Source organism: Sporotomaculum syntrophicum (genome assembly GCF_009932395.1).
In the GTDB taxonomy this organism is placed as follows: domain Bacteria; phylum Bacillota; class Desulfotomaculia; order Desulfotomaculales; family Desulfallaceae; genus Sporotomaculum; species Sporotomaculum syntrophicum.
This window is the reverse complement of sequence record NZ_LSRS01000001.1, coordinates 132,949-145,839: the sequence shown is the minus strand read 5'-3', so window position 1 is coordinate 145,839 and position 12,891 is coordinate 132,949. Positions and strand designations below refer to the sequence as shown.

The following is a 12,891-nucleotide window of genomic DNA, read 5'->3' as shown; positions in this document are numbered from 1 at the left end:
GCCGCCACAGGCCTGAGACGGCTTTAATCGATAAATAGCGGGGTATGCCATTTCGGGGTCCCCGCCTTTTCTATTTCAGTTCCGGAAGCGGGATGTGAAAAAGGCGCATAATCTCTTTTTGAGTTTCGTACACTCGCTCGGCTATGAAATCACAGAACGGTTTAGACGTACCTTTAATTTGATATTGGCGGATTGTGTCGTTATATTCTGCCCGGAGCACCGGAGGTACGATAGCCAGCTGGTAGCCATCCTGGATGAGCGCAAGGTTCATAATGAGGCGGCTCGTCCTGCCGTTCCCATCAATGAATGGGTGGATATTTACGAATTTGAGGTGGAGTAGACCTGCAAAAGTTACAGGGTGATATTTTCCCCGCTCGTTTGTGATCCAGGCGTCAAGTTCCATCATGCGTTTCTCCAATTCGTCCGGGTGCGGGAACACATAATCAGTCCCGGAAACTACGACCGGCTCCTTTCGCCATACGCCAGCGTTTTCCTCGTCAATTTCCTTATAGAACAGGCGGTGCATGGCTTTTATATCTGCCGTAGAAATGCGTCGATTCCCTATCAAGGTGAACATGAAATTATAAGCCTTGCCATGACCAACCGTCTCGTAGAAATCCCGGAGTGGCCGGCCGGCAATTGTCAGACCGTCTTCAAGTACCACCTTTGTCTCGTTGATGGTCAGGGTATTCCCCTCAATAGCGTTACTCGACCAGGTAAGGCCAATCCGGTAGTAGTCCTTCAACTGCTCCAGCATGTGACCCTCAAAGGGGCGAACTGCACCGATAGCCTCATGGCAGCGGTCGATTTTTTCATATATCGTCATTTCATCACACCCTATAACAGATTTGTTTCAAGCTCGCCCAGAAGCCCGCAGAATGTTTGTTCTTTTGCAGCCTTTGCTTTCAGGATAGCTGTCTTTTGATATTGTGACTAAACCTCTCAACGCATGCAGCGCATCTATAAGAGTTCTTGCTGTTACCTATATAAGAACCACCCACAATTTAGTATTCCACCCTCTCGCCGCTAGGCATGACAAAGGCTCCTACATATTCACAGCCTGAAGCCTCCGCGATTTGCTTTAGCTCATCAACCGTGAAGCTTTCGCGCTTCATTTTCTGGCTGAAGGCCTGGGGGCTTTTCCCAGATAAACGGGCTAGCTCAGAAACGCTGATATTCAGCTTTACGCAAAGGATTTTAAGCTGTTCAGATACTGACATACCACCACCCCTTTCAATATTCTCATTATAAACGAATATATTTATATAGTCAACTTAGGTGTTTGCTTATTATTGAGAAACGTTTAAAATTCAATTGACCACATAAACATATATCTTTATATTATAAACAAAAACATAGTGCTTATAGTACAAAGCAACTAGTAAGGTGGCGATAAGAAATGAGAGACGTTAAAGAGGATTTAACCGGATGAATGAAGTACATAATCACGATAGATGAAGACGATGCATCTGCATATACTCCCTTTTTGTTTTACCTGCTTAAACGAAACACTTTGTTACATTTACAAATGTTCAATAACATCCAACTCTTCCATCGGAAAATGACGCACATTCTTTGTCACCAATGTTAACGTGTTATCAATGGCGGTGGCGGCAATAAGGGTATCGGATATACTGAGGGTAATACCCCTTTTCTGAAAATGTCGTCTGAATGTACCGGCTTTTTTTGCTGTGTTGTAATTGATAGGGCAGAAATTCATAGCTTTAAAAAACTCCTCAACTCTAGGGAATTCTTCTGAACGGATACCTGAAAAAATTTCTGCTACTACAATTGGACAAATATAAAGAGACCCTTCTTGAGTTAACTGATCAAGAAATATAATTGCCTCACGACGCCCCCTGAATAAATCTATGAGGATTGTTGTATCCAATAGAAAACCGTTACTCAAACAGGTCTCGCCTCCTTGCATCAGATTCCTCACGTAACCTTCTCACCCAGCTTGCAGTGTCTTCGGATGTATTAAATTCGGGATAATCCTGTTGATTAAGTATTCCAGATGCTTTTTGAATAGCTTTTCTTTGTTTTGCCCTATGTAATTCTTTTCGCGTGGCATCAATAATGAATTTACTCCTGTTTCCTTCGCTAACATATTTATCTAAATCATCTAAAAGGTCGATAGGAAATCTAATAGGTGTTAATTTTGTTTTTTCCATTTTATCACCTTGTATATATGTATTTTGTTATTAGTATATACATATTATGATTTTTTACAAGGCTTTAAATGGCGATTTATAAAAGCTGATTTTGTTTTTTTATATCTTTGTATTCTATAAACTCAATAAAACGTGTTTTGAATACTTGGTTTAGTGTTAAAATGGAAACAGCCATATTTTAACAAGCATTTTGGTTTGACAACTCGATAAAAAACAAAAAATAAAGGGAATGGTTTTCATGAATGAACTTACCTTTAAAACTTATGCCGTGGCAAAGGAAATCGACCTGAACAAAATCGCCAGAGAATGCGGCATTAAAAAAAAGTATATCTGGGAAGAACCGCTTATTCTTCAGGAACGGTTGCTGGAGAAAATAATCGGAGAATGCCCGGGAGAAGATGAGAAGATACTTTTGTTTTCTTTTGGCAGTGTAGTTTTTATTAATTCAACCCGGGAGCACAATGAAATATTTATGCAATTTCTTAAAGATATAAAAATAGATATAGATCTTAAAAACTATACTGAATTTCAGGAAGACTATGCGCTGCATCTGGCCAGTGGTAAGGAAGTTGTGTTTACCGACGATTATGTTCGGATACCCAAGCTTGAATCATTTTATCCCTTGCTGACCTCAATTGTCATTGCAAAATCGGCAGCCCTGAAAAGAACGGAAGAGCAGTTGAGCATCATACTTGATGAGCTGGAGAGTAAAATTGACAATTTAGAGATGGGTAAATTGAACATTGGCAACAGGGAACTGGCCAGGATTATTTCAAAAATTGTCCGGCATGAATATAACACCATCGCTTATATAATGATTCTTGATAAACCGGGAATCACTTGGACCAACACCGATGCTGCAGATTTTTATGAAAAAATGTCGTATTTTTTTGAGTTGAATGACCGGTATGAAGTGATAAAAAGTAAGACGGAAATCTTAAAAGGGATCATCGATGGATTATCTACTATAACCAATGCCATGCGCGGCTTATTTGTTGAATGGGTGATTGTTATACTTATCGTTGTTGAGGTGATTCTGATGTTGTTATTTGAATTTGCCTAACCAATAACTGGTTACATTTAAATGGTTACTCTTGACTGTCTGAAAATACAAGGTTAATATTAACTTGAACACCATTTAAAATTAATAAGCAGTCTGAGAGAAAGTGTATCTAGGGTTCCACACAGCTTTTGGGCGGTGGTTTGGTCCAAGCGATACAGGCAGTCACGGGTCTAATCCGTGTGCGGCTACACCGGTCGGGATAAAAGCCCAGGCGGTTAGGTTTCACTCCGGTAAACCTATCCGTCCAGGCTTTTTTATTGTTGTGGGTATCGACATATAACTTGTCTGTGTGACGGGGTATGATAATTATGTACATATATTCCATAAGGAGGACAGGCAGATGGATATGAATAAACCACTGGTGGGTATTGTGATGGGCAGTGACTCCGACCTGCCGGTAATGCGCGAGGCGTCGGATATATTAGACGAACTCGGTGTGCCCTGGGAAATGCTGATTTCTTCCGCGCACCGGGCGCCGGAAAAAACAGCTAATTATGCCCGGCAGGCTGCCGGCCGGGGTCTGGCGGTTATTATTGCGGGTGCTGGCGGGGCGGCCCATTTGGCAGGCGTTATTGCCGGGCACACGCCGCTGCCCGTGATCGGCGTCCCCATCGCTTCCGGTGCCTTAAACGGGGTGGACGCCCTGTATGCCACTGTGCAGATGCCCCCGGGGATACCGGTGGCTACGGTGGCGATTAACGGAGCCAAAAACGCCGGTATTTTGGCAGCCCAGGTAGTAAGCGCGGGCTTACCGGAAGTGCGGGACAAAATAATAGATTATAAGGAGAAAATGGCCCGGCAGGTGGACGAAAAATCAACTCGGCTGCACGAGCTGGGTATTGACGGGTATCTTAATGCCAGGGGAGGGAAGTAAACTTGATTGATCGTTATACTTTACCTGAAATGGGAGCCATTTGGTCACAGGAAAACAAGTACCGCAAATGGCTGGATGTTGAAATCAGCGCTTGTGAGGCGCTGGCTGAAATGGGCGTGGTGCCGGCCGAGGCGCTGCGGGAAATTAAAGAAAAAGCTGATTTTACCGTGGAGCGCATTGACGAGATTGAGGCGGTTACCAACCACGATATGATTGCTTTCCTCACCTGCGTTGGTGAATATGTTGGCGATTCTGCCAAGTATATCCACCTGGGCATGACCTCTTCAGACGTGCTTGACACTGCTCTGGCGCTGCAAATCAAGGAAGCGGGCCGGCTGCTCCTTAAACGCCTGAATCAACTGCGGGACGTGTTATTGAGTAAGGCCAAGGAGCACCGCTATTCCATGATGATCGGGCGCACCCACGGGGTGCACGCCGAACCGACTACTTTCGGCTTAAAAATGCTGCTCTGGGTGGCGGAAACCGAGCGCAACATTAAACGTTTGGAAAGTGCCATAGCCACCATCAGTGCGGGAAAGATTTCCGGGGCGGTAGGTACTTACGCCAATATCGACCCCGCGGTGGAACAACACGTTTGTGCCGGTCTCGGCTTGGAACCGGCTCTAGTCTCTACGCAGGTGCTTCAGAGGGACCGGCATGCCGAATTTTTAACCACCCTGGCCGTAATTGGCTGCTCTCTGGAAAAATTCGCCACCGAGATTAGAAATCTGCAGCGCACTGATATCTTAGAGGCCGAAGAGCACTTTAAAAAAGGCCAGAAAGGCTCGTCGGCAATGCCTCACAAGCGCAATCCGATTACTGTGGAGCGGATCAGCGGCATGGCCCGATTGCTCCGGGGCAATGCCCTGGCAGCAATGGAAAACGTGGCGTTGTGGCATGAGCGTGACATATCACATTCCTCGGTGGAAAGGGTGATTTTCCCCGACAGCACCATCACCCTGGACTATATGCTGTATAAATTCGTTAATATAATGGAAAATTTGCTGGTCTACCCGGAGAATATGAAAAAGAACCTGGAGAAGACACATGGCCTGATTTTTTCACAGCGGGTGCTGCTGGCCCTGGTGGAAGACCACGGGCTCACCAGGGAAAAAGCCTACGAACTCGTGCAGCGCAATGCTATGCAGTGCTGGCAGACAGGGGAGGATTTCCGGCAATTGCTGCTGGACGATCCGGAAGTAGCCGCCATCTTATCTAAAGAAGAAATAAATAAAATATTTGATTATTGTTACCACTTAAAACATGTTGATGATATATATAAGCGGTTTGGCCTGTAATATTTAATAGCAAACCTCATTAGGATAAACTTGCAAAGAAGGTATATTATAGTGGAAAAACTGGAACAAATCTACGAAGGAAAAGCCAAAAAAGTATACCGCACCAATAACCCTGATTATTACTGGGTGGAATACAAAGACGACGCTACTGCCTTTAACGGGTTAAAAAAAGGCACCATTGTCGGCAAAGGTTCTTTGAACAACCGCATCTCAGCTTACTTTTTCCGTATGCTGGCCGATAAAGGCATTGATTCACACTTTGTGGAAGAAAAGTCGGACACTGAAATGGTAGTCAAGGCGCTGAAGATTATTCTAGTGGAAGTGGTTGTGCGCAATATCGCTGCCGGCAGTTTGGCCAAGCGCTTGGGTCTGGAAGAGGGAACCACGCTGCCAAAAGCAGTGGTGGAATATTATTATAAAAACGATGAGTTGGGCGACCCGCTGTTCAATGACGACCATATCCAGGCCATTAAACTGGCTACACCGGAACAAATGGCTAGAATCAGGGAAACTGCTTTAAAAGTCAATGAGGTAATGCTGGCTCACCTGGCTGAGCGGGATATTGAATTAGTGGATTTTAAGTTGGAGTTCGGGCTGCATAAAGGTGAGGTGCTGTTGGGCGACGAAATATCACCCGATACTTGCCGGTTCTGGGACAAGCATACCAGGGAAAAACTTGACAAGGATCGTTTTCGCCGTGATCTGGGTAACGTGGAGGAAGCTTACCAGGAAGTGTATCGCCGTTTAACGAAATAACAGTCGCCACATAGTTATAAACATCTGGGGGAGATAAAATGGGAAAATATCGTCCTGAATTGCCAGGTGAAATATTATTAGACAAACCCGGAGAAGAATGTGGTGTTTTCGGTATCTATGCCCCGGGGCGTGATGTAGCCAGGCTTAGCTATTATGGGCTTTACGCCCTGCAGCACCGTGGTCAGGAAAGCGCCGGTATAGCCGTCGCTGACGGTAAAAGAGTTCAGTTGCATAAGGGTATGGGTTTAGTGCCCGAGGTATTTTCCACAGAACAGTTGAGCCAACTAAAAGGGAGTATTGCCGTCGGCCACGTGCGCTACTCCACCACCGGGGCCAGCCACGCGGTTAATGCTCAGCCTCTGCTCTTCCGTTACGCCGAAGGAATGCTGGCTCTGGCCCATAACGGGAATTTAACTAATGTTACTGAATTGTGTTCACAGTTAATGGCAGGCGGTGCGGTATTCCAATCCTCCACAGACAGTGAAGTTATTGTTAATGTCATTGCACGTTCCAACCGGGGCGATTTGATAGATGCCCTCACCAAATGCATGATTGATATCAAAGGCGCTTATTCGCTAGTCATACTTACGGAGAATAAACTGATTGCCTTGCGTGATCCCAACGGGTTCCGGCCTTTATGCCTGGGCAGGTTGGATAACGGATATGTGGTGGCTTCCGAATCCGCAGCACTGGGTACTGTGGGCGCTACCCTGCTCCGGGACGTGCAGCCAGGAGAAATTATCATAATCGACCAAAACGGGCTGGAGTCTTTTCAAATTTTACAGCCGCGCCGGCGGTCTATCTGTATTTTTGAATATATTTATTTTGCCCGGCCGGACAGTATCATCGACGGCTTTAACGTCAACCGGGTACGCCGGGAAATGGGTCGGGTACTGGCGGAGGAATACCGGGTGGAGGCCGATATGGTGATACCGGTGCCCGACTCCGGCAATGCTGCAGCCCGTGGGTTTGCCGACAGGTCCGGCATCCCTTATGAAGAAGGTTTGATAAAAAGCCCTTATGTCGGGCGTACATTTATTCAGCCTACCCGGGATATGCGGGATCTGGCGGTGCGCCTAAAGCTCAGCCCGGTGCGGGAGTTGCTGGACGGCAAACGGGTGGTGATTGTGGACGACTCCATCGTGCGGGGTACCACCAGCCATAAAATTGTTACTTTACTGCGGGACTGTGGAGTGCGTGAGGTGCATATGTGTCTCAGTTCACCTCCCATTACCCGTTCCTGCTACTACGGCATAGATACCTCGGATGAGCAGGAATTAATTGCCGCTCAAATTTCATTGGATGAAATTCGCAGTCAAATTGGCGCCGATGGTTTGCATTATCTTTCCTTGGAGGGGCTGTTAAAGATATTCGGTGACTCCAGGGATAGTTTTTGTACCGCTTGTTTTGATGGTAATTACCCGGTGGAAGTGGCCAAGCCACATGAATCCGGCAAGTATAGTCTAGAATAGATTATGAGCCGTTGGAGGAGAGTAGTTTGGAAAATGAACAAAAAACCATGACCTATGCGGATACCGGCGTGGATATCGACGCCGGCAACCGGGCCGTGGACCTGATGAAAAAATCAGTGCAAAGTACCTTGCGCCCCGAAGTGCTCACCGGCATCGGGGGGTTTGGCGGGCTATTTGCCCTGGATACTGCCAAATATGAGCAACCTGTGCTGGTGTCCGGCACAGATGGGGTGGGCACCAAATTAAAGCTGGCTTTTTTAACGGGCAAACACGATACCATTGGCATTGATGCCGTGGCTATGTGCGTCAACGATATCCTTACCCTGGGCGCCCAGCCGCTGTTTTTCCTGGACTACCTGGCTGTGGGCAAGCTAAATCCCGAGCAGGTGGCGGATATTGTGGCCGGGGTAGCTGAGGGCTGCCGCCAGGCCGGCTGTGCTCTGATTGGCGGGGAAACTGCCGAAATGCCTGATTTCTACGGGGCCGGAGAGTATGATGTGGCAGGCTTTGCGGTTGGAGTGGTGGATAAGCACAAGATTATTGACGGCAGTACCATTGTGCCGGGTGATGTGCTGATTGGTCTAGCATCCTCGGGTTTGCACAGCAACGGTTTTTCTCTTGCCCGCCGCGTTTTGCTGGAAAAAGCCGGTTACCGGGTGGATCAGGTGCACCCTGCTTTTAATCGTACCGTGGGTGAGGAGATGCTTTGCCCGACCAGGATTTATGTATCCGCTGTGCTGCCGCTGCTGGATAAGTATAATATTAAAGGTATGGCCCATATCACTGGCGGTGGTCTGGTGGAAAACGTGCCCCGGGTGCTGCCCGAGGGTACGGCGGCCTTTATCAATACCGATGCCTGGGATGTACCCGAGGTGTTTAAGGTTATCGCCCGGGAAGGGCCGGTGGAAACCGGTGAGATGTTCCGGGTGTTTAATATGGGCATTGGAATGGTGCTGGTAGTACCCATTGCCCAAATTGGCGCTATATTGGATGATCTAAGGGAACGGGGTGTAGATGCCCGCATAATCGGCCGGGTGGTCAAAGGTGATAGAAAAGTACAGCTAGTTGAGCAAAAGTGTTAATTTGATGTAATGTTGTTTAGTGAGGGAGTTCTCATGGAGAGAAAAAATTTAGGCGTGCTTGTCTCAGGCCGGGGCTCTAACCTGCAATGCATAATGGATGCCTGCGCGGCAGGAAAAATACCGGCCCGGGTGGCGGTAGTGATCAGCGATCATAGTGACGCTTACGCCCTGGAAAGGGCACGGCAGGCGGGTATTCCAGCTCTGGCGGTGAACATGCGTGATTATCCGGACAAGGCCGGGTATGAGCTCTATATTGTGGAAGTTCTGCAGAAGCATGGTGTGCATCTGGTGTGCCTGGCCGGCTATATGCGACTGGTGGGCCCGACCTTGCTGGGTGCGTTTGCCGGGCGGATCATGAATATTCATCCTGCTCTGCTGCCTTCTTTTCCCGGGCTGCACGCTCAAGAGCAGGCCTGGCGCTACGGGGTAAAATACAGCGGCTGTACGGTGCATTTTGTAGACGACGGCATGGATACAGGACCCATCATAATGCAAGCGGTGGTACCGGTCTATGATGACGATACCGTAGATATGCTGACGGAGCGTATTTTGGAACAAGAACACCGGATTTATCCTGAGGCGGTAAAGCTGTATTGTGAAGACAAATTAATCGTAGAAGGAAGAAGAGTGCGCGTACGAGTATAGGAGCATGGGTAGGAGTATAGAGACGGTGCTGTTGCTTCTGTCGTGCTATCAATAACAATCTGATAAAATTACCCAACAAATACGCAGGTAACAGAGGAGGTACACAAAATGACTGTTAAACGGGCATTAATAAGCGTTTCAGACAAGTCCGGGCTGGAGGAATTTGCCCGTGGCTTGGTGCAGGCGGGTGTGGAAATTGTCTCCACCGGCGGCACTGCCCAGGCGCTGCGCGGAGCCGGCATACCCGTTACTTACATATCTGATGTCACCGGTTTTCCGGAGATACTGGATGGTCGGGTGAAAACTCTGCACCCCAATGTGCACGGGGGTATTTTGGCCATGCGTACTCCGGAACACTTAAGTCAGCTGCAGGAACATAACATTACTCCCATTGACCTGGTAGTGGTAAATCTTTACCCCTTCAGGGAAACGGTGGCCAGGCCCGGGGTAACTTTGGAAGAGGCCATTGAAAATATTGATATCGGCGGCCCCACGATGGTGCGTTCAGCAGCTAAAAACTACCGTTATGTGCTGGTGGTGGTAAGCCCGCAGCGCTATGCCGGGGTACTGGAAGCGGTGCAAAAAGGCAATATTGATGAGCAATTCCGCCTGGATCTGGCCAGGGAAGCATTTGCTCACACCGCCTCTTACGACACCGCCATAACAGCTTACCTGACCGGCCTTAAACAGCCGTCCGGTGAATTTCCCACCGTTTGGGATAAAAAATATGAGCTGGCGCAAAACTTGCGCTATGGTGAAAATCCACACCAGCAGGCAGCCTTTTACCGTGACTCTTCGGTAACCGGGGCCTGCATTGCCAACGCTGTGCAGCTGCACGGCAAAGAGCTTTCCTATAATAATATCCTGGATATCAATGCAGCTTTTGAATTAGTAAAAGAATTCAGTGACATTACTGCCGTCGTGGTAAAACATAACAACCCGTGCGGGGTAGCCAGTGCAGCTAAACCGGTAGATGCCTATACCGGAGCCTACGAGGGTGATACGGTATCGGCCTACGGCGGTATTGTGGCTATTAACACAGTGGTTGATGCCGAGACGGCATTGGCCATGAAACCAGTCTTTTATGAAGCGGTGATTGCACCGGATTATACGGACGAGGCTCTGGCTATTCTGCAGCAAAAAGCAAACCTGCGTATTTTGAAAACCGGCCCACTGACCGGACCGACCAGTGACCGTTTTGATGTGCGCAAGGTAAACGGGGGCCTGCTGGTGCAGGACTTTGACCTGGGAGGGGTGGTTCCCGAAGAGATAAAAGTGGTTACCAAGCGGGCCCCCTCCCAGGCCGAGATGGACGATTTAATTTTTGCCATGACGGTTGCCAAATTCGTTAAATCCAATGCCATTGCGGTAGTTAAGGATAAAAAATTACTGGGCGCGGGGGCCGGCCAGATGAACCGGGTCACTTCAACCCGTCTAGCCCTGGAACAGGCCGGGGAAGCAGCCCGTGGCGCGGTGCTGGCCTCTGACGCCTTCTTCCCGTTTTCCGATTCCCTGGAGGAAGCAGCGAAGGCCGGTATCAGTGCCGTTATACAGCCCGGCGGTTCAATACGCGATGAGGAGTCCATTGCCGTGGCTAATGAGCATGATATAGCCATGATATTCACAGGTATGCGCCACTTCCGGCATTAGACCGGTGCCGGTGTAGATTAGCATGGAGGGAAACGCCGATGAAAGTATTAATCGTTGGGGGCGGCGGCAGAGAGCATGCCCTGGCCTGGAAAATCAGCCGGAGCCCCCGGGTAAAAAAAATATTTTGCGGGCCGGGCAACGCCGGTATCGCCCGGCTGGCGGAATGCGTAGATATTCAGGACAACAACATACCGGCTATTATTGACCTGGTCAGGCGAGAGAAAATTGATTTAACTGTAGTGGGGCCGGAAGTGCCCCTGGTAGCCGGCCTGGTGGACGCGCTGGAAAAGGAAGGCTACCCTGTATTCGGGCCGCGCCGGCGGGCGGCGGAAATCGAAGGCAGCAAAGTGCTGGCCAAGGGAATCATGCAAAAATATGGTATTCCTACTGCCCGGTACGCAGTTTTTGACAATGCCGGCCAGGCCAAGGAGTATATTAAACAGCTCGCTGCACCCTGCGTCATCAAGGCCGACGGGCTGGCGGCCGGTAAAGGCGTTGTGGTGGCCGAGGATGAGCAAACGGCACTGGCTGCAGTTAGCGATATGATGGAAAACCGGATATTTGGCGCGGCCGGCCGGCAGGTGGTAGTGGAAGAACTGCTGCGGGGCGAAGAGGTTAGTATGCTGGCCTTTACCGATGGTGAACATGTTGTGCCCATGCTGGCCGCCCAGGATCACAAGCAGGTATATGACCATGACCGGGGCCCGAATACCGGCGGTATGGGAGCCTACGCGCCGGCGCCTGTTTTAACTCCTGAGCTCCGGCAGCAGGTGCTGGAAACTATCCTGGTCCCTGCGGTACGCGGTATGGCTGCCGAGGACCGTCCCTACCGGGGGGTGCTGTACGCCGGGCTGATGATGACGGACAAGGGACCGCAGGTGTTGGAGTTTAACGCCCGTTTTGGTGACCCGGAAACCCAGCCTTTGTTGATGATGATGGAGTCAGATCTGGTTGACGTGATGGAAGCGCTAATCGCGGGCGAATTAAACAAGGTAGACCTGCGCTGGCACGAAGGCGCCAGTGTTTGTGTAGTGCTGGCCTCCGGCGGTTACCCCGGCCCGTACAATAAAGGTGAAGAAATTACCGGGTTGGCCGACCTGCCTGAAAATGTGGTAGCTTTCCACGCGGGTACAGCTTTAAAGAACGGCCGGGTGGTTACAGCCGGGGGCCGGGTGCTGGGCATAACCGCCCGGGCAGCCGGTATTCCTGAGGCTATCGAACTGGCCTACCGGGGCGTATCTCAGGTGAAATTTAATGGCATGCACTATCGCAAGGATATTGGTGAAAAAGCCATCAACAGGTAGCTTGCTAGAGTACATTAAGACATGATTGGGAAGTTTTGAGCCCGATTTTCCTGTGCTAAGGAATATCGGGCTTTTTTGGTGATATAAAAAAGTGGCTTCTGCCGGGATAATGATAACTTATCTTTTTCATTTTAATACTTTACCGGAAAAAAGGATTTGTTTATAAAGCTGTCGAAATGCATATTAGTTAATCTGAAATAACAACCTAAAAGTATAAATAAATCCAGGAGGAATACTAAGGTGGCTTACACCGGTAAATTGCGAGAACCCTTATTGGATCAGCTTTTTGAAGCTATTTTACAGCTCGAGAGCATTGACGAGTGCTACCAGTTTTTTGAAGATGTATGCACGGTCACCGAGCTGAAAACTATGGCGCAGCGGCTGGAAGTGGCCAGAATGCTCCAGGGTAACTTCACTTACGGTGAAATTGCCTCACAGACGGGAGCCAGTACAGCCACTATCAGCAGAGTAAAAAGATCTTTGTATTATGGCGCGGACGGTTACAAAACAGTATTGAGCCGTCTGCACACCCATAAAGATACAGGTGATTAAAATATATGTTGACAGAAGGCT

14 protein-coding genes are annotated in these 12,891 nt (G+C 48.8%); 10 read left to right on the top strand and 4 right to left on the bottom strand.

From position 1 onward, the window contains the following. Window positions 1–70: 70 nt before the first annotated feature. From SPSYN_RS00780 to SPSYN_RS00765, 4 genes are all read right to left on the bottom strand, one after another. Window positions 71–826 carry a Fic family protein gene (locus tag SPSYN_RS00780; protein ID WP_161820602.1) on the bottom strand — a complete coding sequence of 252 codons (756 nt, stop codon included), beginning with the start codon at window positions 824–826 and terminating at the stop codon, window positions 71–73. A gap of 178 nt (window positions 827–1,004) precedes the next feature. Continuing rightward, window positions 1,005–1,220 (bottom strand): helix-turn-helix domain-containing protein, encoded by a 216-nt coding sequence (locus tag SPSYN_RS00775; protein WP_161820601.1) that lies wholly within the window; start codon window positions 1,218–1,220, stop codon window positions 1,005–1,007. 302 nt (window positions 1,221–1,522) lie between these two features. Further along, the gene (locus tag SPSYN_RS00770) at window positions 1,523–1,909 is read right to left on the bottom strand and encodes a type II toxin-antitoxin system VapC family toxin (RefSeq protein ID WP_243152862.1); all 387 of its coding nucleotides are present in this window, start codon (window positions 1,907–1,909) and stop codon (window positions 1,523–1,525) included. Beyond that, window positions 1,902–2,174, bottom strand: coding sequence for a YlcI/YnfO family protein (locus tag SPSYN_RS00765; RefSeq protein WP_161820599.1), 273 nt, complete (start codon window positions 2,172–2,174; stop codon window positions 1,902–1,904). Before SPSYN_RS00765 ends, SPSYN_RS00770 begins: the two co-directional genes overlap by 8 nt. 238 nt (window positions 2,175–2,412) lie before the next feature. On the opposite strand from SPSYN_RS00765, the gene SPSYN_RS00760 reads away from it, so the two are divergent. The 10 genes from SPSYN_RS00760 (at window position 2,413) to SPSYN_RS00715 (ending at window position 12,870) form a co-directional block, all read left to right on the top strand. Beyond that, window positions 2,413–3,237, top strand: coding sequence for an RMD1 family protein (locus tag SPSYN_RS00760; protein ID WP_161820598.1), 825 nt, complete (start codon window positions 2,413–2,415; stop codon window positions 3,235–3,237). A 346-nt stretch (window positions 3,238–3,583) separates the two neighbouring features. Next, window positions 3,584–4,111: a 5-(carboxyamino)imidazole ribonucleotide mutase gene (gene purE / locus SPSYN_RS00755; RefSeq protein WP_161820917.1), complete on the top strand. Its 528-nt coding sequence runs from the start codon at window positions 3,584–3,586 to the stop codon at window positions 4,109–4,111. Window positions 4,112–4,113: 2 nt separating this feature from the next. Then, entirely contained in the window at window positions 4,114–5,409 is a 1,296-nt protein-coding gene (gene purB, locus SPSYN_RS00750) for an adenylosuccinate lyase (RefSeq protein ID WP_161820597.1), read from the top strand. 51 nt (window positions 5,410–5,460) lie between these two features. After that, a complete protein-coding gene (gene purC, locus SPSYN_RS00745; RefSeq protein WP_161820596.1) occupies window positions 5,461–6,165 on the top strand; it encodes a phosphoribosylaminoimidazolesuccinocarboxamide synthase in 705 nt (234 codons plus the stop codon). 38 nt (window positions 6,166–6,203) lie between these two features. Continuing rightward, window positions 6,204–7,637, top strand: coding sequence for an amidophosphoribosyltransferase (purF, locus tag SPSYN_RS00740; protein WP_161820595.1), 1,434 nt, complete (start codon window positions 6,204–6,206; stop codon window positions 7,635–7,637). A 26-nt stretch (window positions 7,638–7,663) separates the two neighbouring features. Further along, a complete protein-coding gene (gene purM / locus SPSYN_RS00735; RefSeq protein ID WP_423828263.1) occupies window positions 7,664–8,719 on the top strand; it encodes a phosphoribosylformylglycinamidine cyclo-ligase in 1,056 nt (351 codons plus the stop codon). A gap of 33 nt (window positions 8,720–8,752) precedes the next feature. Beyond that, window positions 8,753–9,364, top strand: a complete 612-nt coding sequence (gene purN / locus SPSYN_RS00730; RefSeq protein ID WP_161820594.1) for a phosphoribosylglycinamide formyltransferase — start codon at window positions 8,753–8,755, stop codon at window positions 9,362–9,364. Window positions 9,365–9,472: 108 nt separating this feature from the next. After that, the gene (purH, locus tag SPSYN_RS00725) at window positions 9,473–11,014 is read left to right on the top strand and encodes a bifunctional phosphoribosylaminoimidazolecarboxamide formyltransferase/IMP cyclohydrolase (protein ID WP_161820593.1); all 1,542 of its coding nucleotides are present in this window, start codon (window positions 9,473–9,475) and stop codon (window positions 11,012–11,014) included. 38 nt (window positions 11,015–11,052) lie between these two features. After that, window positions 11,053–12,318: a phosphoribosylamine--glycine ligase gene (purD, locus tag SPSYN_RS00720; RefSeq protein ID WP_161820592.1), complete on the top strand. Its 1,266-nt coding sequence runs from the start codon at window positions 11,053–11,055 to the stop codon at window positions 12,316–12,318. A gap of 240 nt (window positions 12,319–12,558) precedes the next feature. After that, a complete protein-coding gene (locus SPSYN_RS00715) occupies window positions 12,559–12,870 on the top strand; it encodes a YerC/YecD family TrpR-related protein (protein ID WP_161820591.1) in 312 nt (103 codons plus the stop codon). Window positions 12,871–12,891 lie beyond the last annotated feature (21 nt).